At 63.4% G+C, this 21,407-nt stretch carries 20 protein-coding genes; 16 read left to right on the top strand and 4 right to left on the bottom strand.

Annotated features, from left to right (window positions below; all coding sequences use genetic code 11):
• The first annotated feature begins 370 nt into the window (after nucleotides 1-370).
• Complete coding sequence (locus ABSY17_RS15320; RefSeq protein ID WP_378952357.1) at nucleotides 371-1,189, top strand: tetratricopeptide repeat protein; 819 nt, start codon at nucleotides 371-373, stop codon at nucleotides 1,187-1,189.
• A gap of 5 nt (nucleotides 1,190-1,194) precedes the next feature.
• On the opposite strand, the gene xth is transcribed toward ABSY17_RS15320, so the two are convergent.
• The gene (gene xth, locus ABSY17_RS15315; protein WP_378952718.1) at nucleotides 1,195-1,986 is read right to left on the bottom strand and encodes an exodeoxyribonuclease III; all 792 of its coding nucleotides are present in this window, start codon (nucleotides 1,984-1,986) and stop codon (nucleotides 1,195-1,197) included.
• Between the two features lie 137 nt (nucleotides 1,987-2,123).
• Between xth and ABSY17_RS15310 the strand changes: the two genes are divergently transcribed.
• Nucleotides 2,124-3,608, top strand: a complete 1,485-nt coding sequence (locus tag ABSY17_RS15310; RefSeq protein ID WP_378952354.1) for a nucleobase:cation symporter-2 family protein — start codon at nucleotides 2,124-2,126, stop codon at nucleotides 3,606-3,608.
• Between the two features lie 46 nt (nucleotides 3,609-3,654).
• Here ABSY17_RS15310 and ABSY17_RS15305 read toward each other — a convergent pair whose 3' ends face one another.
• Genes ABSY17_RS15305 through erpA form a run of 3 tightly spaced genes read right to left on the bottom strand, consistent with a single transcriptional unit; the run spans nucleotide 3,655 to nucleotide 4,899 of the window.
• Nucleotides 3,655-4,038: a VOC family protein gene (locus ABSY17_RS15305; protein ID WP_378952351.1), complete on the bottom strand. Its 384-nt coding sequence runs from the start codon at nucleotides 4,036-4,038 to the stop codon at nucleotides 3,655-3,657.
• Nucleotides 4,038-4,550, bottom strand: a complete 513-nt coding sequence (locus ABSY17_RS15300; protein WP_378952348.1) for a hypothetical protein — start codon at nucleotides 4,548-4,550, stop codon at nucleotides 4,038-4,040. Before ABSY17_RS15300 ends, ABSY17_RS15305 begins: the two co-directional genes overlap by 1 nt.
• A 1-nt stretch (nucleotide 4,551) precedes the next feature.
• Entirely contained in the window at nucleotides 4,552-4,899 is a 348-nt protein-coding gene (gene erpA, locus ABSY17_RS15295) for an iron-sulfur cluster insertion protein ErpA (RefSeq protein WP_378952345.1), read from the bottom strand.
• Nucleotides 4,900-4,970: 71 nt separating this feature from the next.
• Here erpA and ABSY17_RS15290 point away from each other — a divergent pair, with 71 nt between their 5' ends.
• The 14 genes from ABSY17_RS15290 to ABSY17_RS15225 all read left to right on the top strand — a co-directional run bounded on the left by ABSY17_RS15290 (nucleotide 4,971) and on the right by ABSY17_RS15225 (nucleotide 21,356).
• Nucleotides 4,971-6,191, top strand: a complete 1,221-nt coding sequence (locus ABSY17_RS15290; RefSeq protein ID WP_378952342.1) for a deoxyguanosinetriphosphate triphosphohydrolase — start codon at nucleotides 4,971-4,973, stop codon at nucleotides 6,189-6,191.
• 63 nt (nucleotides 6,192-6,254) lie between these two features.
• Entirely contained in the window at nucleotides 6,255-8,012 is a 1,758-nt protein-coding gene (argS, locus tag ABSY17_RS15285; protein ID WP_378952339.1) for an arginine--tRNA ligase, read from the top strand.
• A gap of 103 nt (nucleotides 8,013-8,115) precedes the next feature.
• A complete protein-coding gene (locus ABSY17_RS15280; protein ID WP_378952336.1) occupies nucleotides 8,116-11,385 on the top strand; it encodes an SPOR domain-containing protein in 3,270 nt (1,089 codons plus the stop codon).
• Between the two features lie 113 nt (nucleotides 11,386-11,498).
• Nucleotides 11,499-12,518, top strand: a complete 1,020-nt coding sequence (gene nagZ / locus ABSY17_RS15275) for a beta-N-acetylhexosaminidase (protein WP_378952333.1) — start codon at nucleotides 11,499-11,501, stop codon at nucleotides 12,516-12,518.
• Nucleotides 12,519-12,584: 66 nt separating this feature from the next.
• Complete coding sequence (locus ABSY17_RS15270) at nucleotides 12,585-13,385, top strand: segregation and condensation protein A (protein WP_378952715.1); 801 nt, start codon at nucleotides 12,585-12,587, stop codon at nucleotides 13,383-13,385.
• Nucleotides 13,382-14,116 carry an SMC-Scp complex subunit ScpB gene (scpB, locus tag ABSY17_RS15265; RefSeq protein WP_378952330.1) on the top strand — a complete coding sequence of 245 codons (735 nt, stop codon included), beginning with the start codon at nucleotides 13,382-13,384 and terminating at the stop codon, nucleotides 14,114-14,116. Before ABSY17_RS15270 ends, scpB begins: the two co-directional genes overlap by 4 nt.
• A 39-nt stretch (nucleotides 14,117-14,155) precedes the next feature.
• Nucleotides 14,156-15,259, top strand: coding sequence for an ABC transporter ATP-binding protein (locus tag ABSY17_RS15260; protein WP_378952327.1), 1,104 nt, complete (start codon nucleotides 14,156-14,158; stop codon nucleotides 15,257-15,259).
• A gap of 35 nt (nucleotides 15,260-15,294) precedes the next feature.
• On the top strand, nucleotides 15,295-15,513 hold the full coding sequence (locus tag ABSY17_RS15255) for a twin-arginine translocase TatA/TatE family subunit (RefSeq protein WP_378952324.1): 219 nt from the start codon (nucleotides 15,295-15,297) through the stop codon (nucleotides 15,511-15,513).
• Nucleotides 15,514-15,545: 32 nt separating this feature from the next.
• Complete coding sequence (gene tatB, locus ABSY17_RS15250) at nucleotides 15,546-16,214, top strand: Sec-independent protein translocase protein TatB (protein WP_378952321.1); 669 nt, start codon at nucleotides 15,546-15,548, stop codon at nucleotides 16,212-16,214.
• A complete protein-coding gene (gene tatC / locus ABSY17_RS15245; RefSeq protein ID WP_378952318.1) occupies nucleotides 16,211-17,101 on the top strand; it encodes a twin-arginine translocase subunit TatC in 891 nt (296 codons plus the stop codon). The genes tatB and tatC overlap by 4 nt, the downstream gene beginning before the upstream one ends.
• Before the next feature lie 56 nt (nucleotides 17,102-17,157).
• Nucleotides 17,158-18,462, top strand: coding sequence for a serine--tRNA ligase (serS, locus tag ABSY17_RS15240; protein ID WP_378952315.1), 1,305 nt, complete (start codon nucleotides 17,158-17,160; stop codon nucleotides 18,460-18,462).
• A 1-nt stretch (nucleotide 18,463) separates the two neighbouring features.
• Nucleotides 18,464-19,222, top strand: coding sequence for a 5'/3'-nucleotidase SurE (gene surE, locus ABSY17_RS15235; protein ID WP_378952312.1), 759 nt, complete (start codon nucleotides 18,464-18,466; stop codon nucleotides 19,220-19,222).
• The gene (locus tag ABSY17_RS15230) at nucleotides 19,219-19,872 is read left to right on the top strand and encodes a protein-L-isoaspartate(D-aspartate) O-methyltransferase (protein ID WP_378952309.1); all 654 of its coding nucleotides are present in this window, start codon (nucleotides 19,219-19,221) and stop codon (nucleotides 19,870-19,872) included. Before surE ends, ABSY17_RS15230 begins: the two co-directional genes overlap by 4 nt.
• A 176-nt stretch (nucleotides 19,873-20,048) precedes the next feature.
• Nucleotides 20,049-21,356, top strand: coding sequence for a peptidoglycan DD-metalloendopeptidase family protein (locus tag ABSY17_RS15225; protein WP_378952712.1), 1,308 nt, complete (start codon nucleotides 20,049-20,051; stop codon nucleotides 21,354-21,356).
• The last annotated feature ends 51 nt before the right edge of the window (nucleotides 21,357-21,407 follow it).

The raw sequence follows: 21,407 nt of genomic DNA, 5'->3' as shown, positions 1-21,407 counted from the left end.
CGCACGTTTTGCTTGCGCGGTCCAGTCCGCCACGCCGCTCGACAATGTTTGCGCAGTCGGAGATGGCGCACGTTTGCCGGCGAACACTTGGATCAATCACGATTGCTTGCGCCGAGACCTTCTTGGGGCCGTTGGCCGTACTTTAGTCCAAAACAGCGGGCAGATTTCAGGTCGAAAGCTTCAAGGCAGTGGGCGCGCGGCTACTTCGAGCGCTGCGCCGTCGGTAGCCGATCTCGCGGAGAGGGCAAAGGAATTGAAGGCGCGTGTGGCCGGCATTCGGCGTGGCGCGAAGAAGAAATGTGCCCATCCGTCGCATTGTCCAGCAACGGTAGGGCTATCGACCCCAGTGGGGCGAAAGAAGCGAACGGCCATGCGCATTTCTGAGTTGGTGAGAGCATCCGCGTATTCCGCTGTCGTCGCGGCCGGTCTGCTTGGCGCAGCCGGCGAGGCGCTGGCATTGGACGACAAGGTTTTCGACGACAAGACCGGCGTCAAGCCGGAGTCGAATCCGTGGGCGGTGTTCCAGTTCGGCTTCTCCGCCTACAAGAGCGGACACAAGGACCAGGCTGTCGAGGCCTATCGTTACGCTGCCGAGAACGGCCAGATCGGCGCCACCTGGAAGCTTGCCCGCATGTACGCCGAAGGCGACGGCGTGGCGCGCAACGACTACGAGGCCTTCAAGTTCTTCAGCGAGATCGCCGAGCAGGACGTCGAGCCGGGCTCGCCCGAAGAGAGCTATGTCTCCGACGCGCTCGTGGCGCTGGGCGGCTACATGAAGGCCGGCATCCCCGGCAGCCCGATAGCGGCCAATCCGGTCGCCGCGCAGGAATACTACATGCGCGCCGCTGCCAACTACCGCAATCCAAATGCCCAGTACGAGATGGGTAAGATGTTCCTCAAGGGCGATGGCGGCGTGAAGGCCTCCGTCAAGCAGGCCGGCCGCTGGCTGCAGCTTGCCGCCGAGAAGGGCCACGCCGGCGCGCAGGCGACGCTGGGCAATCTGCTGTTTCAGAGCGGCAAGGTGGTGCGCGGACTTGCCATGATGACGGCGGCACTCGAACGTGCCACGCCCTCAGAACAACCCTGGATCAGGGGCATGCAGGAAGAGGCCTTCGCGCTGGCCGCCGAGTCTGATCGCCGCACGGCGATCTCGCTTGCCGAGGACATCCTGACCAAGGGCGGCGACTAAGGCGCCTACGCCGCGACCAGATCGAGGGCGACAGCCACCGGAACGTGGTCAGATGGCTTTTCCCAGCCACGCACGTGTTTTTCGACCGACGCCGAGGCAAAGCGATTCGCGGCCTCGGGTGACAACAGCAGATGGTCGATGCGGATGCCGTTGTTTTTCTGCCAGGCGCCGGCCTGATAATCCCAGAATGTGTAGACGTCCGGCTGGTCGGTGACGGCGCGGACGGCTTCGGTGAAGCCCAAATTCTTCAACCGCCTAAACGCCTGCCGTGATTCGGGCTGGAACAGCGCATCGCCCAGCCATTGCTCGATATTGCGGGCGTCGACTGGCTCGGGAATCACATTGTAATCGCCGGCAAGAACCAGCGCCTCCTCGAGCGCCAGGCGCTCGGCCGCCCAGCGTTCGAGCCGCGCCATCCATGACAGCTTGTAGGGGAACTTCTCCGTTCCGACCGGATTGCCGTTCGGCAGGTAGAGCGAGACGACACGCAGCGCGCCCTTGTCGGTGGAGAACACGCCCTCGATGAACCGTGACTGCTCGTCGGCGTCGTCGCCAGGCAGGCCGCGATTGACCTCGTCGAAACGCAGCTTGGACAGGATCGCGACGCCGTTGAAGCCCTTCTGGCCATGCGTTTCGACATTGTAGCCGAGCGCTTCGATCTCAAGCCGCGGAAAGCCTTCGTCCACGGTCTTGATTTCCTGCAGGCAGACGATGTCGGGCGCGCTTTCCTTGAGCCAGTGCACAAGGTTCTCGATGCGGGCGCGGACGCCGTTGATGTTCCAGGTCACGATCTTCATGAATTTCACGCGATTATTTCAAACAAAACTTGATAGTCGATGCGACTGTTCCGGACGATCCTGCACCATCCCTCGGGAGAAGGGAACCGGTCCTCTTTGGCATTCTCTGGACCGGCATGAAAAGGGGAGCAAATGCCATGTCCAACAGTCCACATCCTGTGGACGAGGTGCTGCCGGCGCCTCGTCTCGCCGCGCTTGGGATCCAGCATGTTCTGGTCATGTATGCCGGCGCAATTGCAGTGCCTCTCATCGTCGGGCGGGCACTCAAGCTCGATCCCGAACAGGTCGCCTTCCTGATTTCAGCCGACCTGTTCGTCTGCGGTGTCGTCACCATCATCCAGTCATTCGGCGCAACCCAGTGGTTCGGCATCAAGCTGCCGGTGATGATGGGCGTGACCTTCGCCGCAGTAGGGCCGATGGTCGCCATGGCAAACGCCAACCCGGGCCCTGACGGTGCCCGCATGATCTTCGGCGCCATCATCGGCGCCGGCATCGTGGCGCTGTTGATCGCACCGCTCGTCAGCCGCATGCTGCGATTCTTCCCGCCAGTGGTGACCGGGACAATCATTGTCATCATCGGCGCATCCTTGATGCGCATCGGCATAAACTGGATATTCGGCAATCCCGTCGGCCCGACCGCGCCGAAGCTGGTAGCGCCCGAGCATGCCGAATGGCTGAAGACGGTGACCGAGATGGCGGCGGCGACAGGCTCGACCATCCCGCCGATCCCGGCCAAGCTAGCGCTCGCCGCATCCGCGCCGAACGCAGCCTACGCGCCGCTCGCCAATGTCGGCATCTCGGCCGTGGTGCTGCTGTCGATCCTGTTGATCGCCAAATTCGGCAAAGGTTTTTTGTCGAACATCGCCGTGCTGCTCGGCATCGTCATCGGCGGCGTGCTCACCGCCTCGCTCGGCATGATGAATTTCGACAAGGTGGCATCCGCCGGCTGGTTCGAACTGATCACGCCGCTTCACTTCGGCATGCCGATCTTCGATCCGATTCTCATCATCACAATGGTTCTGGTGATGATCGTCGTCATGATCGAATCGACCGGCATGTTCCTGGCGCTCGGCGACATGACCGGCCGCAGGGTGACCCAGCCGATGCTCTCGGCCGGCCTGCGCACCGATGGCCTGGGCACTATCATCGGCGGCCTGTTCAACACCTTCCCCTACACCAGCTTCTCGCAGAATGTCGGTCTGGTCGGCGTCACCGGCGTCAAGAGCCGGTTCGTCTGCGTGGCCGGCGGCGTGATCCTGATCATCCTGGGCGTGGTGCCCAAGATGGGGGCGCTGGTCGAGGCGCTGCCTACCGTCGTTCTCGGCGGCGCGGGCCTGGTGATGTTCGGCATGGTGGCTGCGACCGGCATCCGCATCCTGTCGAATGTCGACTTCAAGACCAACCGCAACAACCTGTTCGTCGTTGCGGTCTCCATTGGATTCGGCATGATTCCGCTGGTGGCGCCAGACTTCAAGATGTGGATGCCGCACGACATCCACCCACTGATCGAGTCGGGCATCCTGTTGGCCTCGGTGTCGGCGGTGGTGCTCAATGCCTTCTTCAACGGCACCAAGGAAAACGAGGCGGAAATCCGCGAAGCGGCGATGGCCTCGGAGGCGTGATCCATCAAGCTGAAATCGGAAATAGGCCGCCTCGCGCGGCCTTTTTCTATGCCGGCTTGCGCTCGACCAGGCCGATAGTGTTACCGGCGGGGTCTTTGAGGAAAGCCATCCATTCGCCTTCGCCCGCAGGGCCGAACACGCCTTCCATATCGCGATGAAGCAGCGCGGGCGCGGTGGTGAAGGCGACGCCCCTTCCGGATGCGGTCGCATGGAAGGTGTCGAGGTCCTCGATGTCGAGATAGACGGTGGCCTGCGGCACGCCACCGGTGAAGAAAAGCCTTGTGCCGCCGACGATGATGAAGGCGATGCCCGGCGGGTCGTAGCGGGCATGTATGGGCAGGCCGAACACCTCGAGCCAGAAGCGGAGCGTGGCGTCGATGTCGCGGCCGGCCGAGAGCGCAACCTGACGGAGCGCTCCGACACGGCGCATCACTCGCTCTCCTGCGTATGCGATACGCCATTTTCCACGAGTATTTGTTCTATCCCGTCCCGCAGATGCGACGCATGCTCGCGTGTTGTACGCTCGTCGATCCAATCGCACGCTTCGTAGAAGTCGTGAAGCCAATGTGGAAAGCCGTAGGCATCCGCTATAGGGGTCAGCATGCGGCAGACTTGGAAGGGTTGTAGTTCACCGTCAAGATAGGCTCGGATGCGTCGTAGGAATACCGTACGAGCTCTCTCCTCAGCATCCTTGGACTTGATGTTGAAGTCAGGAAAGCACTGCGTAATCAACGCTTTCAGGCGGCTCTCGGCCTCATTTATATCTGCGACATTTCGTGGGTTGGAACGCACCAATCGCTGGTAGTTTGTATCTTCAGCATAGGCTGGGGCGGCAGCATGACGATTGGCCCAATCGACAATGTCGACCACGGAAATGGCTTCTATCTCGCGCGCGACCAGAACCGTTGTAGGATCCTCGTCTCCGTCGAGAAGTGGCCTCATCTCATATGCTGAAGCTGGTGCCGCAGCCGCAGCCGGCGACCGCGTTGGGGTTCTTGATCTGGAACGACTGGCCCATCAGGTCGTCGACGAAATCGACCACCGAACCGCCCATGTAGACAAGCGAAAGGTCGTCGACCAAGAGCGTCGCACCATCCTTTTCGATGGCGACGTCGTCGGCGTTCGCGCCTTCGACCAGGTCGAACTTGTAGGAGAAGCCGGAGCAGCCGCCGCCTTCGACCGAAATGCGCAACGCCGTTTTGCCAGGCTCGCCGGCAACGATCTTGGCAATCCGCTTGGCGGCGGCGTCGGTCATTTCGACCTTCATGGCAGTCTTGGCATCTGCGCCCATCGACGTCACCTTGCTTTCGGTTTCTTGTGATAGGTATGAAGCCCCTCGGGGCAAGTCAACGGGTAGGAAGCATGGACGGCGAGCGGAAACTTGGCGACATCGGCTTCGGCTACCGGCCGCGTGCGGCCTATGCCTGCGATCCCGCGCGCTCGCGCGGGCGTTTCGTCGACGAGGTCGAGAGCCCGACTCGCACGCCGTTCCAGCGCGACCGCGACCGCATCATCCATTCGACCGCCTTCCGCCGCCTCAAGCACAAGACGCAGGTCTTTGTGGCGCATGAGGGCGACCATTTCCGCACACGTCTGACGCATACGATCGAAGTGGCCCAGATCGCCCGGGCGTTGGCACGGGCGCTGCGCTGCGACGAGGATTTGGCGGAAGCAATCGCCCTGGTCCACGATTTCGGCCACACGCCCTTCGGCCATACTGGCGAGGACGCGCTGAACGACAAGATGGCTGCCTGGGGTGGTTTCGACCACAACGCGCAATCGCTGCGCGTGGTGACCAGGCTCGAACGGCGCTATGCCGAGTTCGACGGGCTCAACCTGACCTGGGAGACGCTGGAGGGACTGGTCAAGCACAACGGCCCGCTGACCGACGCCGAGGGCAAGGGCCTGAAGGGTGCGGTGCCGCAGGCGATCCTTGACTATTCGCAGATTCACGATCTCGAACTCGACCGCTTCGCCAGCCTGGAAGCGCAATGTGCGGCGATTGCCGATGATATCGCCTATAATACCCATGACATCGACGACGGCCTGCGGGCAGGGCTGCTGACCCTCGACATGTTGGACACCGTCGCGTTGCCGGCAGGGATCCTGCGCGGGGTGCGCGAGCGCTATCCGGCGCTCGATGCGGTGCGTACCGGTCACGAACTTATGCGCCGGCAGATCACCTTCTTCGTCGAGGACGTGATTGCGACGGCGACGGCCAATCTCGGCACCTTCAAGCCGCAGAGCGCCGACGAGGTGAGGGCGGCAAACGCGGCGATGGTGACCTTCTCCGACGAGATGACCGTACAGGAAAAGGAACTGAAGGCCTTTCTCTACCGCAACATGTACCGCCATCCCGAGGTGATGCGGGTGCGGGCCAATGCCGACACAATCGTGCGCGAGCTGTTCGACGCCTACTTCGCCGATCCGCGCGCCATGCCGGAAGGCTGGCGCGAAGGCCTCGACCGCGCCGAAGATCGCATCAAGGCGCGCGCTGTATCCGACTTCCTCGCCGGCATGACTGACACATATGCCATCAAGGAACATCGGCGCTTGTTTGACCATACGCCCGATTTGGTTTAGGCCGGACGCGATTTCCGGCACAATTGTGACGGAGCCTTTTCAATGCCATCCAGAGCCGAGCCAATGAATATTTTCGCCGAATTCAGCGAGCGGATCACCAAAGCCGTCGAAGCGCTTGAATTGACTCCGAAAGATGGCGGCGCGCTCGATCTGACGCGCATCGCTATCGAGCCGCCCCGCGATGCTAGCCACGGTGACCTGGCGACCAACGCGGCGATGGTGCTGGCCAAGCCGACGGGGCAGAACCCGCGCGCGCTGGCCGAGCGGCTCGTGGCTGAGCTTGCCAAGGATGCTGATGTCGCCAAGGCCGAAGTGGCAGGGCCAGGCTTTGTCAATCTCAAGCTCAAGGACGCGTTCTGGCACAAGCATCTCGCCGGACTTCTGTCGCGTGGCACTGACTATGGTCGCTCCGGCATTGGCAAGCGCAAGCGCGTCAATGTCGAATATGTCTCGGCCAATCCGACCGGCCCGATGCATGTCGGCCATTGCCGTGGCGCCGTCGTTGGCGACGCGCTGGCGAACATCCTCGGCTTTGCCGGCTATGACGTGACCAAGGAATATTACATCAACGACGCCGGCGTGCAGATCGACGTGCTCGGCCGTTCGGTGATGTTGCGCTACCGCGAGGCGCTGGGCGAGGACATCGGTGAGATCCCGGTGGGGCTCTATCCGGGCGATTATCTCGTGCCGGTCGGCAAGGACCTGGCTCACGAGTTCGGCAGACGCCTGCTGGAGATGCTGGAGGACGAAGCGTTTGCCATCATCAAGGATCGCACGATCGATGCCATGATGGCGATGATCCGCGAGGATCTCGCGCTACTCAACGTGCGCCACGAGGTGTTCTTCTCCGAGCGCACGCTGCATGCCGACAACGCCAAGGCGATCCGTTCGGCGATCAGCGACCTGACGCTGAAGGGCCACATCTACAAGGGCAAGCTGCCGCCGCCCAAGGGCGAAAAGCCGGATGATTGGGAAGACCGCGAGCAGACGCTGTTTCGCTCGACCGAGGTCGGCGACGACATGGACCGGCCGCTGGTCAAGTCGGACGGCGCCTTCACCTACTTTGCCGCCGACGTCGCCTATCTCAAGGACAAGGTCGATCGCGGCTTCGAGGAACTGGTGTTTGTGCTCGGCGCCGACCACGGCGGCTACGTCAAGCGCATGGAAGCGCTCGCCCGCGCCGTCACCGACGGTGCCGTCAAGCTCGACGTGCTGCTGTGCCAACTCGTCAAGCTGTTCCGTGACGGGGAGCCGGTGCGCATGTCCAAGCGGGCAGGCGAGTTCATCACCCTGCGCGACGTGGTCGAGGAAGTCGGCCGCGACGCGATCCGCTTCATGATGCTCTACCGCAAGAGCGACGCGCCGCTGGACTTCGACTTCGCCAAGGTCACCGAGCAGTCGAAGGACAATCCGGTGTTCTACGTGCAGTACGCTTCGGCGCGCACGCATTCGGTGTTCCGGCAGGCCAGGGAGCAGCTCGGCAAGGAGGACTTCGAGCGCAGCGGCCTCATCGCCGCTGCCGGCCGGCTGACGGACGAGGGCGAGATCGCGCTCATCAAGAAACTCGCCGAATATCCGCGCCTGATCGAGTCCGCTGCCCAGTCGATGGAGCCGCACCGGCTGGCGTTCTACCTGTATGATCTCGCCAGTACCTTCCACGCCCACTGGAATCGTGGCACGGACAACCCCGACTTACGGTTTGTTAAGGTTAACGATCCAGAATTGACCTATGCCAGACTCGGGCTGGTGCAGGCAGTTTCGGACGTCTTGACGTCGGGCCTGGCGTTGATCGGAGCGGATGCGCCAACCGAGATGCGCTAGGTTTTCCGGGGCTTTCTGTCACCTTTTGCCCACATTGCGCTGGTAAGGGCCAACCTTACGCGACGCTCATGGCGTGCGAAGAAGTGCGAGTTCGGGAAAAATAATGGCAGACGGAACCCAGCTGAAGATCGCCGACAAGAATGATTTCGCCGAAGAAGATCCGTTCGCGGAACTGACGCGGATCATGGGCTTCGATCCGCGGCAGCCGGTGCGCCAGGAAGCGGAAACGCTTTCCGCGCGTGTCGAGCCAGCGATGGACGATTTCGGGATCGACCTGGAAAAGGAATTGCTTGGCGAATTGGCGGCCGAGGACCTGACTGCCGTGCCAGAGCGCGCTGCGCCTTCGGCCTATGTTCAGGCCGAGCAGCCGGTTGCCTATGCGCCCGTCGAGGCGTCGGTCGCTTATGCCCCGACCTATGCGCGCGCCGAGCCGGCATTCGCCGCTGAGCCGTCTTTTGACGACGCGATGGTTGCGAGCTTCGAGCAGGAATTTTCCCTTGAGGACGAGTTGCTGCCGCGTGAGGCTACAGCCTATGCGCCAGAGCCGGCCTATGCGCCCGAGCCAGCCTATGCCGCAGCTTCGACCTATGCCCCTCAGTCCGTCTATGCGCCGGAGCCGGTCTATTCGGCATCTCCCGAACCCGATTTCACGCCTGAAGCGGCGTTTGATGATGGGGTGGATGCGTCCTTCGATCAGCATTTCTCAATCGAGGACGAATTGCTCTCGGTCGAGAGCCCGGCCGAGCCGGTCGTTGCTCAGCAGCGTTACGCGCAGGCCGAGCCTGACTTCGATACCGAATTCGACGTCGCGCTTGCCGATGTCGATATGGATTTCACCGCCAATGACGATGCTGGCTATACCGCACCTGTAAGCGCGGCCAACGCGCAGTTCAGCCATGGTGGGTACCAGCAGGCAGAGCCCGAGATCGCGTTCTCGCATGAGGATTTGGTCGAAGAAGTAGCCATTGCGCCTGTTGCGCAGGCACACGACTATGACGAGTTCGAGCGCCGTCTGCAGGAAACGCTCAGCGATAACGAGCCTGCTGTAGCGCCCGTCCCGCAGCTTGCCTATGCGCCTGCCTATGAACCGATCCATGCGCCCGAGGTTGCACCGGCTGCAGTGGCCGAGGACAAAAGCCTGGAAGACGAACTCAATGCGCTTCTTGGCAGCATGAGCAGTCAGTCCAAGGCCTTGTCGGAGCCGGCACCTGCGCCCGTTCCGGCGATCGAGCCGATTGCGGCTGGGCCTGCCGTTTCCTATTCGCAGCCGGTATCCTGGACGGCCGAGCCGCCGGTCGAGGCGGCACAGCAGGCCTCTTATGCCCAGGAAGTCTATGCCGACACGTCGGCAGACGACGACTTGGCCTCTCATAGCCATGAGGCGCCGCAGGTCGATTTCTACGCTAGCCAAGACGCGGCTCCCCTCGAGGCCCAGTCCGGTTACGCCGAACCGACCTACGATCATCAATCGGACGTTGACGTCAGCTTTGACGACGATGCGTTCGACCTCGCTCTGCAGAACAGTGTACCCGAGCAGCCTGCACCGGTAGCTGCGCCCGCAGTTCAACCAGCGCCAGAGCGTCCGCTTGCCGCCTCGCGGTACGCTCAGGCCCGCAGTTGGGGCCTCGGCACGCCGGTCGCACCGCGTGCGGCAGCACCCGTTGCCGACGCACAGCCCGTCTATACGCCCGACGCATATGTGCCGGTGGCCGAGACCTATGTTCCCCGTTCCGAGCCAGTGGCCTATGCGCCGCCGGTCGAGGAAGAGCAGGTCGATCACACGATCGGCATGGAAGATGACCTCGAGGCGGAGCTTTTCGCCGCCGTGTCGTCGTTCGACGATGCGCCTGAAATCGAGACCGTGGACGTGCCCGAAAAGGCCGTCGCGCTCGCCGATGATCTCGACATTCCCGAACTGTCTTTCGAGGATGAGACGCCGCCTGGGTCTACTTTCGACGATCTCGACGGTGAGTTCACCAATCTGATGAACGAGATGAACGCCGGCGACACCGGCGCTCAGTCGGCGGCGTCGCATTATGGGTCCAATCCTTATGCGTCCGGCTTCGACCGCAAGACGCTGCGCGATGGTGACACCACGCCTGCACAGTCGATCGAGTTCCCGGCCGCTGCGGCAGCCGGAGCCGTCGCCGGTGCGGCTGCCATGTATGCCGGTCGCCAGTCAGCGCCGCAGCAGGGTTATGATCCGCTGGGCGGGTTCGACCTCGGCGGCACGCCGCAGGGGCGCAATGCACAGCAGGCTGCAGACGACGATTTCGCTTACGACCCGGATTTCGACGAGGCGATGGCCACTACGGGCTTTGCCGCTTCGCAGCCCGAGGCACGTCCGGCGCGCCGGGGCATGATGATTGCCGCACTTGTCGCAGGCGTCGCCGTGATCGGTGGCGTCGGCGCCTGGGCACTGTCTTCAGGCGGCGTCGATGGGGGCGGTTCCCCGGTGCTGGTCAAGGCCGACGAAAGCCCGATCAAGGTCAGGCCGGAAAATCCCGGCGGCGTGACCGTGCCCAATCAGGACAACAAGGTCTATGACCGCGTCGCCGGTTCCGGCGACGGCGCGCCGACGCAGCAGAAGCTGGTGACCAACGCCGAAGAGCCGATTGATGTCGCCGCTCAGGAGGCCGAGGCCGCCGCAAGCGACATGCCGCTCGACGCGGAAGAGACCGCCGATGCGCCAGCGCCCAAGTCGGAAGATCGTGTCGACCAGGCGATGCAGGCCGCACAGCCCGACGCCAACACCGAGACTGCCGCGGTAGCACCGCGCAAGGTTCGTACCATGGTGGTCCGGCCCGATGGTACGCTTGTGCCGCGCGAAGAGCCGGCGCCTGCGCCTGTGGCCGCTGCCGAACCGGCCGACCCAGCGCCTCAGCGCGTGGACGGGGCGACCAGCGTAGCGACCGGCACCGTTCCGGCCACTGCCGAAATCCCAGCCCCCGCACCTGTTGCTGCAGCCAAGCCTGCGCCGGCCGCCAAGCCTGTACAGACTGCATCGACGCCGACTTCCGCTCCGATTGCGCCGCAGCGTCCGTCCGAACAGCCGGTCAACGTGGTCGGCGAGGTCAAGCCGGATCAGGTCGCAGCCGTTGCCCCATCGGCCCCGACGGCTGCCGCCTCCGGTGCGTGGGCAATGCAGATCGCCTCGCAGCCGAGCGAGGAGGCCGCTAAGTCGACCTATCAGGACCTGGTGAAGCGTTACGGCAGCGTGCTCAACGGCCGCGAAGCCAGCATCGTCAAGGCCGAGATCGCCGGCAAGGGTACCTTCTGGCGCGTTCGCGTCCCGGCCGGCTCCCGCAACGATGCGGTTGCCCTATGCGAAAGCTACAAGGCTGCCGGCGGCAACTGCTTCGTCTCGAAGTAGTCTGCGGCGGAGATCAGACAAGCAAACGGCGCGGCACTGCTGCGCCGTTTGCGTTTTCGGGCATTGCCAGCCCAAAATTCTCACTTGTCCCAAAAGGCGCTAAGCTTTCCGTCATGACCGAATCAAAATCGATGATCCTGGGCTGCGCAGGCCTGTCGTTGACCCCCGAAGAGATCGCCTTCTATCGTCGCGAGCGGCCGTGGGGGTTCATCCTCTTCGCCCGCAACGTGAAAGAGCCGGAGCAGATCCGCGACCTCGTTGCTTCGATGCGCGACAGCGTCGGCCGACCGGAGGCGCCTGTTTTCATCGACCAGGAAGGTGGGCGCGTGCAGCGGCTGCGGCCGCCGCTGGCGCCGAACTATCCGGCAGGCGGCGCAATCGGCGCGCTCTACCGGAACGACCGCGAAGCGGGCCTGAGGGCGGCATGGTTGCATGCGCGGCTGCACGCCTTCGATCTGGCACGCTATGGCATTACGGCCGACTGCCTGCCGGTGCTGGATGTGCCGGTGGAGGGCGCCAGCGACGTCATCGGCGCACGCGCCTATGGCAAGGACCCTGCGAGCGTGACCGCACTTGGACGTGCTGCCGCCGAGGGGCTGCTGTCGGGTGGCGTACTGCCGGTCATGAAGCACATTCCCGGCCATGGCCGCGCCTTTGCCGACACCCATTTCGAGTTGCCGACGGTCGACACGCCGCTCGATGAGTTACGCGCGTATGACTTCGCTCCGTTCAAGGCGCTCAACCACCTGCCGGTCGCCATGACCGCGCATGTCATCTTCAGCGCCGTCGACCCGGCGTCGCCCGCGACGACGTCGCGCAAGGTCATCCAGGAGATCGTGCGCGGCGAAATCGGTTTCGACGGACTTCTGGTCAGCGACGACACCTCCATGAAGGCACTTTCTGGGGATTTCCCGTCAAAGTCGGCGGCAATCCTTGCGGCGGGCGTCGATCTTGTCCTTCACTGCAACGGGGTGATGGAGGAGATGGAGGGGATCGCCTCGCGCGCCACAGCACTGACGGGCAAGTCGCTCGAACGCGCCGATCTGGCGCTCGCAGCGATCACGGCAGGCGACGGCCACGACGAAGCGGCGCTCAGGGCGGAATTCGGACACTATTTCGAGGCAGTTGCTTAGCCTCTCAACGAGAAGGCACGGATTTTGGCGGAAGCATTGGAAAGCAAGGCTGCAAAGCCCGCACCGATGGACCGCCTGTGGGCGGAGAACGTCGAGGACCGCACGACGGATGATCCGTCGCTCGTCGTCGACGTCGCCGGTTTCGAAGGTCCGCTCGATCTGCTGCTGCATCTGGCGCGGAGCCAGAAGGTCGACCTGTCGCGCGTTTCCATCCTGGCGTTGGTCGAGCAGTACCTGATCTTCGTTTCACAGGCCCGTGCGCTGAGATTGGAGCTTGCCGCCGATTATCTGGTGATGGCGGCGTGGCTGGCTTTTCTCAAATCGAAGCTTCTGATCCCCAAGCAGCCCGGCGACGAGGGCGAAAGCGGCGAGGAGATGGCCGCCGTCCTGCAGTTCCGGCTGAAGCGGCTGGAGGCGATGCGCGATGCCGCCTCGCGCCTGGTCAACCGCAACCGGCTTGGCCGTGATGTTTTTCAGCGCGGCGCGCCGGAAATGGTCATCGTCGACAAGCGCAACGAATATTCGGCCTCGCTCTACGACCTGTTGAGCGCTTATGCCGGCCAGCGCCAGCGTCAGGCCATCACCAATGTGCAGATAGCCAGGCGCGGGGTGTGGTCGCTCAAGCAGGCGCGTGAAATCCTGACCCGCATGGTCGGAGAATTGAAGGACTGGACCGCGCTCGACCATTTCCTGCTGCGCTACATGACCAGCCCGGCCGAACGCGTGACGGCGATTGCGAGTTCCTTTGCCGCGAGCCTGGAAATGGTGCGCGACGGAAGCGTCGAAATGCGCCAGCACGAGCCGTTCGCGCCGATCTATCTTCGCGAACGCCAACCCGCCCCGCCGCAGACCGAAGGTGCGTCATGACCGAAGGATCGAACATCGTTCCGTTTGCCGTCGGCAGCGAAGATGACGAGAGCGTCGAGCGCAATCCCGCCGCGCGACTCCATCTTGCCGAGGCTGTGCGCATGGCCGAGGCGATTGTCTTTGCCAGCGCCGAGCCGGTGAGCGAGCGCCAGTTGGTTTCGCGCCTGCCCGAAGGTGTCGATGTGCCTGCCGCGATGGTCGAACTGCAGCGCATCTACGAGCGCCGTGGTGTCAACCTCGTCCGCGTTGGTGACGCCTGGGCCTTCCGCACCGCCGGCGACCTGGCATTCCTGATGAGCCGCGACACCGTGCAGCAGAAGAAGCTGTCGCGCGCCGCACTCGAGGTCCTGTCGGTGATCGCCTACCACCAGCCGGTGACCCGGGCCGAGATCGAGGACATCAGAGGTGTCGAGACCTCCAAGGGCACGCTCGACACGCTGATGGAAACGGAATGGGTGCGCATGCGCGGCCGGCGCAAGACGCCGGGGCGGCCGGTCACTTATGGCACCACGGAAAAGTTCCTCGACCATTTCGGTCTGGAGGAAATCCGCGACCTGCCGGGCATGGAGGAGCTGAAGGGGGCAGGGCTCCTGTCGTCGCGCATGCCGCCGGGCTTCTCCGTGCCGCTGCCTCCTGCCGATCTGGACCAGCTTACGGAGGACGAGGATCCGCTGACGGATATCGACTTCGAGGAGCTTGGCCTGTTGACACCCCGTGTCACAGATGATTGACCGGCGCCGGTGTGGAACCGGCCCCCGGAGGCCCATCCTGTGACGACCAACCAAGCCCAGACGGCAGCTCGCGTGACGGCGGGCGTTACCTTTGCCGCCCGTCTTGCCTTCGAAAACATCCGCCATTGCTTCGCCAATGGTGCGGAGACGTTGCGCGATGTCAGCCTGGCGGCCGAGCCGGGTGAGGTTCTGTGTCTGCTCGGGCCGTCGGGATCGGGCAAGACGACGCTGCTCAGGATCGCCGCGGGCATCGAGGCACAGACATCGGGCCGGGTGCTGCTCAACGGCAAGGAAATCGCCGGGCCGTCGATCTTCCTGCCGCCGGAGCAGCGTTCGATCGGCCTGGTGTTCCAGGATTTTGCGCTTTTTCCGCACCTGACCATTCTCGACAACGTTCGCTTCGGCCTGACGGCGCTGTCGCGCGAGGAGGGCAGGCGTGAGGCACTGATCGCACTCGCCCGCGTCGGGCTCGAGCACTATGCCGACAACTACCCGCACGCGCTGTCGGGCGGCGAGCAGCAGCGCGTGGCGCTCGCCCGCGCGCTGGCGCCGCGGCCGGCGGTGCTACTGATGGACGAGCCATTTTCGGGCCTCGATTCACGCCTCAAGGATTCGGTGCGGGCCGAGACACTGGCGATCCTGCGCGAAAGCCGTGCAACCGCGATCGTCGTCACCCACGACGCCGAAGAGGCGATGCGCATGGGCGACCGTATCGCACTGCTGAAGGACGGCAAGTTGGTGCAGACGGGCAGGGCGGAGGACCTCTACCAGAGGCCGGTCAATCTGTTCGTCGCCGGCTTCTTTTCCGAACTCAACGTCTTTTCGGCCAAGGTGGTCGATGGTTACGCCGATACGCCGGTAGGCGAGGTCGAAACCGATATCGCCGAGGGAACCGAGGTGTCGGTGGCCGTGCGTCTCAACGGCATCGATGTCAGCGAAACGACGGGCGAGACCCAGGCGCGCATCCTCTCCCGTCGCTACCTCGGCGTGGTCGAATTGCTGGAGCTCGCGGTTCCGGGGGCCGAAAAGCCGGTCAGGGCGCGCATACGCTGCGGCGCTTTGTCTGCAAAAGCACGTGATATATGGCTGTCGCTTAGGAAAGCTGATGTTCTAGTGTTTGAATCCGGAAGCGAAAGAGCCTAGATCAATCGCAGGGAAACAGTTCGAAAGAGAGTTCAATGGGATCCTTCTCAATCTGGCACTGGCTGATCGTTCTGGTCGTCGTGCTGCTGCTATTCGGTCGGGGCAAGATTCCCGAGCTGATGGGCGACATGGCCAAGGGCATCAAGAGCTTCAAGAAGGGCATGTCCGAAGACGAAGCCGACGACGCCAAGACGGTCGAGCATCGCAACGACGAGACCGTGAACTCGACCAAGGAAAAGGCCAGCAAAAGCTGAGGCCGCACTCCTGCTAGCCGGATCGCACCGACATGTTTGAAATCGGCTGGACCGAAATGCTGGTGATCGCGGTCGTCATGATCGTGGTCGTCGGCCCCAAGGATTTGCCCAAGATGCTCCGCACGATGGGGCGGATGATGGGCAAGGCACGTTCTATGGCAGGTGATTTTCAGCGCCAGTTCAACGAGGCGCTGAAGGAAGCCGAACTCGACGACGTCAAGAAGTCGTTCGACGACCTCAAAGGCCTCAATCCGGCCAACGAGATCAAGAAGCAGCTCAATCCTTTCGAGCAGGCTGCAGCCGATGTGCGTGCCGGCTTTGATTCGGCGATGAAGCCGTCTCAGCCAGCCGCTCCGGCCGATCCGGCTTCGGAGGTCGCGCATCCTGCGGAGCCGCTCAAGGGCGGCGCGACCGCGATGCCAGGCGTTGCCGGGCCCGAGGCGATGCCTGCGACGCCGGTGTTCCCGGCTGCGGAAAGCCGTTCGACGCCGGTCCCGGCAGCCGTGGCTAAGGCAGAAAAGCCGAAGGCGGCCGCAAAGTCCAAAACAGCTGCAAAGGCCAAGGTGGCGACGGACGCCAAGCCGGCTGCGAAGCCCAAGGCAAGCGGGGCGCCAACAAAGGCCAAGCCTGCTGCGCCCAAAGCCGATGCGCCCAAGAAGACCGCTGCCAAGGCAGCGACCAAAGCAGGAAAAGACTCGTGAGCGCCGAAGACGACGAGATCGAAAAGTCATCGGCTCCGCTGATCGAGCACCTCATCGAGTTGCGGACGCGACTCATATGGTCGATTGGTGGCTTCTTCGTCGCCTTCCTGGTCTGCTTCTTCTTCGCCAAGCAGCTGTTCAACCTGCTCGTCATTCCGTTCAAATGGGCGACGAAATGGGCCGGGCTCGACCCGCACAAGGTCGAGCTGATCTACACCGCCCCGCAGGAATTCTTCTTCACCCAGATCAAGCTCGCCATGTTCGGTGGCATGGTGATCGCGTTTCCGCTGATTGCCACGCAGATCTACAAGTTCATCGCGCCCGGGCTTTACAAGAATGAGCGTGCAGCCTTCCTGCCCTTCCTGATCGCCTCGCCGATCCTGTTCCTGATGGGCGCGTCGCTGGTCTATTTCTTCTTCACGCCGATGGTGATGTGGTTCTTCCTCGCCATGCAGCAGGCCGGCACGGACGATCAGGTGCAGATTTCGCTGCTGCCCAAGGTGTCGGAGTATCTCAGCCTCATCATGACGCTGATCTTCTCCTTCGGCCTTGTGTTTCAGCTACCAGTGGTGACGACGCTGATGGCGCGGGTCGGCATGGTTTCCTCGCAGGGGCTCGCCGATAAGCGCAAATGGGCGATCGTCATTGCTTTCGTGGTGGCCGCGGTGCTGACGCCGCCCGATCCGGTCAGCCAGATCGGCCTTGCCCTTCCCACGATCCTTCTTTACGAGATTTCCATCTGGACCGCCCGGATGATCGAAAGGAAGCGCGAGCAGGAGCGCGTGGCGAGCGAAACGCAGGACGCGGGCGACAATCCCGCCGCAGAGCAATCGCCAGCAACGTCGACCTCTCTCGAAGGCACAGGCAGCGGCACCAACGCCGCCTGACAGCCCGATCCGCCGTCGCGGTCGTTTTGACAACCGCCGCGACCGGAACCTTTTAAATGCTTGATATCAAATGGATTCGCGAGAACCCTGAAGCTCTGATCGAAGCGCTTGGCAAGCGCGGACAATCGGCCGAGGCGGCGAAGTCGACTGTCGAGGGCCTTGTCGCCAAGGACGAGGCGCGCCGCGCCCATGTCTCGAAGCTGCAGGATGCGCAGGAGCGCCGCAATGCCGCCTCCAAGGAGATCGGCAACGCCATGCGGGCGGGCGATTCTGCGCTTGCCGAAAAGCTCAAGGCCGAAGTCGCCGAGATCAAGGGTTTCATCCAGGACGGCGAGGGCCGCGAGCGCGAACTCGACAAGGCGCTCGATGATGCGCTGGCCGTGATTCCCAACGTTCCGCTTGAGGACGTGCCGGTCGGCAAGGACGAGCACGACAATGTCGAGCTGCGCAAGGTGGGCAAGGTTCCGCCGCGCCCGAACTGGGTCAAGGAGCATTTCGAGATCGGCGAAGCGCTCGGCTTGATGGATTTCGAGCGGGCAGCCAAGCTCTCCGGTTCGCGCTTCACCGTGCTGAAAGGCCAATTGGCGCGCCTGGAACGCGCTCTCGGCCAGTTCATGCTCGACCTGCACACCACCGAGCACGGTTACACCGAGGTTCAGGCGCCGCTTCTGGTGCGCGACGATGCGCTGTACGGTACCGGCAATCTGCCCAAATTCGAGGAAGACCTGTTCTTCGTGCCGCACGGCGACAGCCGGCTGGGTCTCATCCCAACCGCCGAGGTGCCGCTGACCAATCTCGTACGCGAGGAAATCCTTGCGAATGAGCAATTGCCGTTGCGCATGACCGCGCTCACGCCATGCTTCCGTTCGGAAGCGGGCTCGGCCGGGCGCGACACCCGCGGCATGCTGCGCCAGCACCAGTTCTACAAGGTCGAGATGGTCTCGATCACCGACGCCGAAAGCGCGCTTTCCGAGCATGACCGCATGACCGAATGCGCCGAAGCGGTGCTGAAGAAGCTCGGCCTGCCGTTCCGCACCATGGTGCTTTGCACCGGCGACATGGGCTTTGGCGCGCGCAAGACGCACGACATTGAGGTCTGGCTGCCCGGCCAGAACAGCTATCGCGAGATTTCGTCCTGCTCGGTCTGCGGCGATTTCCAGGCGCGCCGCATGGATGCCCGCTACCGCCCCAAGGAAGAGAAGGGTACGCGCTTCGTTCATACGCTCAACGGCTCGGGCGTGGCGGTCGGCCGCGCGCTGATCGCGGTGCTTGAAAACTACCAGAACGAGGACGGCAGCGTAACGATTCCTGAAGTGCTGCGTCCTTACATGGGCGGCCTCGAAAAGATCGAAAAGAACTGACATGCGCATTCTGCTGACCAATGACGACGGCATCCACGCCGAAGGGCTAGCCTGCCTGGAGCGCGTCGCCAATCAGTTGTCCGGAGACGTCTGGGTTGTGGCGCCGGAAACGGACCAGTCGGGATACGCGCATTCGCTGTCGATCTCCGAGCCGCTCAGGCTGCGCAAGATCAGCGACAAGCACTATGCGGTGAACGGCACGCCAACCGACTGCGTCATAATGGGGGCGCGCAAGATCCTGCCCGAGCCGCCGGACCTGATCCTGTCGGGCATCAATTCGGGCCTCAACGTCGCCGACGACGTGACCTATTCGGGCACGGTGGCCGGTGCGATGGAAGGCGCACTGATCGGCATTCGCTCGATCGCGCTCAGCCAGGCCTATGTCTACGAAAACGACGAGCGCATCGTACCCTACGAAACCGCTGAGGCGCTGGCGCCCGACTTGCTGCGGAAGCTGATCGCCACCGACCTGCCGATTGGCGTGCTGCTCAACGTCAACTTCCCGAACTGCCCGCCCGAAGAGGTGACCGGTCCGGTGGTGGCGAGCCAGGGCAAGCTTTCATATGGCATCTGGGTCGAGGAGCGCCGCGACGGCCGCAGCCTGCCATACTACTGGCTGCGCTTCGGGCGTGATGAACCGGACGTCAAGCCCGGTACCGATCTGCATGCCGTGCGCAACAAGCAGATCTCCGTCACGCCGCTCAAGCTCGACATGACGGCGCATGAACTGCGCGATCAATTGGCCAAGGCAATCGCATGACCCTGATGCCGGACGACCGCGAAGGCTTCGCCGCCTTTATCCTTCGCTTGCGAGGGCGCGGCATCGTTCCGAAGAACCTGATCGCCGCCTTCGAGGCGACGCCGCGCCGCCAGTTCATCGACGGCCAGTTCCATTCCCTGGCCTGGTCGGACCGGATGCTGCCGATCGAATGCGGCGAGGCGATCGAAGGCGCCGATATCCAGGCGGCGATCATCTCGGCACTCAACATCGAGCCCGGCAACCGGGTGCTCGAAGTGGGAACCGGCACCGGTTATACCGCTGCCGTCATGGCGCGGCTGGCGGGGCGCGTCGTCACCGTCGACCGTTTCAAGACCCTGACCGAGCAGGCACGCCTGCGCTTCGAGGCGCTTGGCATAAGCAATGCGCTGCCCCGCCAGGCCGACGGCTCCAATGGCCTGCCGGGCGAGGGGCCTTTCGACCGCATCGTGGTGTGGGCGGCGTTTGACAGCTATCCGCGCACGTTCGTGGATCAACTGTCGAGCGGCGGCACGATGATTGCTCCAATCGGCCCGGACGAGGGCGAACAGGTGCTGGTCAAGCTGACCAAGGTCGGCAGCCGTTTTGAGCGCGAGGATCTTGGCACGGTCCGCCTGCAGCCCCTGGCTCGCGGCGTCGCTGCCGTGCTCTGAGCGGCGGCGGAACCAAACCTATCCGACATCTGTATGAAGGGCCGCTCCGAGGGCATTGCCGTGCGTTCGGAGCGCATTGCCGAAGCCGTTGATTTATTTGATCCCCTTAACCGACCAGTAACATTAACGCGCTTTAATCATGCCAGTTGGTATAGGGTAAAGCGCGGGTCATGGCGATGCGTTTCAGTGTTTTGAAGGCTAATGGACGCTCTCTGGCGCGTGGCGGCGCCGTTCTGGTGGTGGCCGGCATGGCTGCCGGGTGCAGTTCGGGGGTGGCGCGATTCGGCGGCAGCGGGATTGACGACATCTTCACCTCCGCGACGCCAAATCAGCGCGAAATCATCAATCAGCAGTCGCAGGCGCAGGTCTATCCGGGTGAAACCCAGGCGGCCCCGCTGGCTGCTTCAAGCTCCGGTTCAGTGAGTCGCGGCAGTCTTCAGCCTGTCTCTTCGCAGCCGCTGCCGGCACCCGTCGCAGCCGCACCCGCTCTTGCACCAGTTGCCGAACCGGTCCGTACCGCCCAGGCCCCCGCACTGGCTCCAGTCGCCCAACAAGCGCCGGCGCAGCCAAAGGTCGCGCAAGCGCAAGACAATGTGCTGAAGGTTCCGGGCGAGGCGGGCAAGAAGCCGCTGCCGGCCAACCTGCCTGCGAACTCCGAAAAGGTTGCTGTGCTGCCGCAACAGCCCAGGACCAAGGAGAGCGGCGCAGCCGCTCAGCTCGACGCATCAGCGGCCAATAATGCCAAGCCGGCAGGTGCTGGCGGGTCCTACAAGGTGGTCGAGGGCGACACGCTCAATCGCATTGCCGGCAAGCTCGGCGTCACCACCGCCGCGCTCAAGGAGGCCAACGGCCTGCAGGACGGCCGCATCCGTATCGGCCAGACCCTGAAGGTGCCGTCCGCCGGACCCGCGTCGACGGCCATTGCCAAGGCGGCGCCCGCCGCGGTCGATCCTGTCGTCACCGCTACGCCCGCTCCGGCGAAGCCTGCCGTAGCAGACGCGAAACCAGCCGGAAACGAAGCTCCGGTGGTTGCTGCCTACACGCCACCGAAGAAGGACAAGCTGGTACAGCAGGCTGAGGATTCAGCCGAAGTGGCGCCGAATTCGACCGGCATCGACCGCATGCGTTGGCCGGTCCGCGGCCGCGTGGTCGCCAATTATGGCAAGGGCGGCGGCAAATCCAGCGATGGCATCGACATCTCCGTGCCCGAGGGCACGCCGGTGAAGGCGGCCGAAAATGGCGTCGTCATCTATGCCGGCGACGGCCTCAAGGAATTCGGCAACACTGTTCTGGTGCGCCACGAGAACGGCCTGGTCACCGTCTATGGCCATGCCAGCCAGCTCAAGGTGCAGCGCGGGCAAAAGGTCAAGCGCGGCGACGAGATCGCTCTGTCTGGCATGAGCGGCTCCACGGATGCGCCCAAGCTGCACTTCGAAGTGCGCAAGAATTCGGCGCCGGTCGATCCGAGCACTTACCTCGAATAGCTTTTCGCGGCCCCTGACCTCCAGTTATGGCCGTCAGATTCGCCCGTCCCG

This window comes from Mesorhizobium sp. ANAO-SY3R2, from assembly GCF_042466635.1.
Lineage (GTDB): Bacteria > Pseudomonadota > Alphaproteobacteria > Rhizobiales > Rhizobiaceae > Aminobacter.
The sequence above is the reverse complement of the archived record's forward strand: the minus strand, read 5'-3'. Positions and strand labels throughout refer to the sequence as shown.

Excerpts from the sequence above, each read along its gene's own strand:
- ABSY17_RS15290 (WP_378952342.1), top strand. The coding sequence starts at position 4,971 with ATGGACGGCGAGCGGAAACTTGGCGACATCGGCTTCGGCTACCGGCCG.
- ABSY17_RS15305 (WP_378952351.1), bottom strand. The coding sequence starts at position 4,038 with ATGCGCCGTGTCGGAGCGCTCCGTCAGGTTGCGCTCTCGGCCGGCCGC.
- ABSY17_RS15255 (WP_378952324.1), top strand. The coding sequence starts at position 15,295 with ATGGGATCCTTCTCAATCTGGCACTGGCTGATCGTTCTGGTCGTCGTG.
- scpB (WP_378952330.1), top strand. The coding sequence starts at position 13,382 with ATGACCGAAGGATCGAACATCGTTCCGTTTGCCGTCGGCAGCGAAGAT.
- ABSY17_RS15310 (WP_378952354.1), top strand. The coding sequence starts at position 2,124 with ATGTCCAACAGTCCACATCCTGTGGACGAGGTGCTGCCGGCGCCTCGT.
- ABSY17_RS15225 (WP_378952712.1), top strand. The coding sequence starts at position 20,049 with ATGCGTTTCAGTGTTTTGAAGGCTAATGGACGCTCTCTGGCGCGTGGC.
- erpA (WP_378952345.1), bottom strand. The coding sequence starts at position 4,899 with ATGGGCGCAGATGCCAAGACTGCCATGAAGGTCGAAATGACCGACGCC.
- surE (WP_378952312.1), top strand. The coding sequence starts at position 18,464 with ATGCGCATTCTGCTGACCAATGACGACGGCATCCACGCCGAAGGGCTA.
- nagZ (WP_378952333.1), top strand. The coding sequence starts at position 11,499 with ATGACCGAATCAAAATCGATGATCCTGGGCTGCGCAGGCCTGTCGTTG.
- ABSY17_RS15300 (WP_378952348.1), bottom strand. The coding sequence starts at position 4,550 with ATGAGGCCACTTCTCGACGGAGACGAGGATCCTACAACGGTTCTGGTC.
- ABSY17_RS15320 (WP_378952357.1), top strand. The coding sequence starts at position 371 with ATGCGCATTTCTGAGTTGGTGAGAGCATCCGCGTATTCCGCTGTCGTC.
- ABSY17_RS15270 (WP_378952715.1), top strand. The coding sequence starts at position 12,585 with ATGGACCGCCTGTGGGCGGAGAACGTCGAGGACCGCACGACGGATGAT.
- tatB (WP_378952321.1), top strand. The coding sequence starts at position 15,546 with ATGTTTGAAATCGGCTGGACCGAAATGCTGGTGATCGCGGTCGTCATG.
- ABSY17_RS15280 (WP_378952336.1), top strand. The coding sequence starts at position 8,116 with ATGGCAGACGGAACCCAGCTGAAGATCGCCGACAAGAATGATTTCGCC.
- argS (WP_378952339.1), top strand. The coding sequence starts at position 6,255 with ATGAATATTTTCGCCGAATTCAGCGAGCGGATCACCAAAGCCGTCGAA.
- serS (WP_378952315.1), top strand. The coding sequence starts at position 17,158 with ATGCTTGATATCAAATGGATTCGCGAGAACCCTGAAGCTCTGATCGAA.
- ABSY17_RS15230 (WP_378952309.1), top strand. The coding sequence starts at position 19,219 with ATGACCCTGATGCCGGACGACCGCGAAGGCTTCGCCGCCTTTATCCTT.
- xth (WP_378952718.1), bottom strand. The coding sequence starts at position 1,986 with ATGAAGATCGTGACCTGGAACATCAACGGCGTCCGCGCCCGCATCGAG.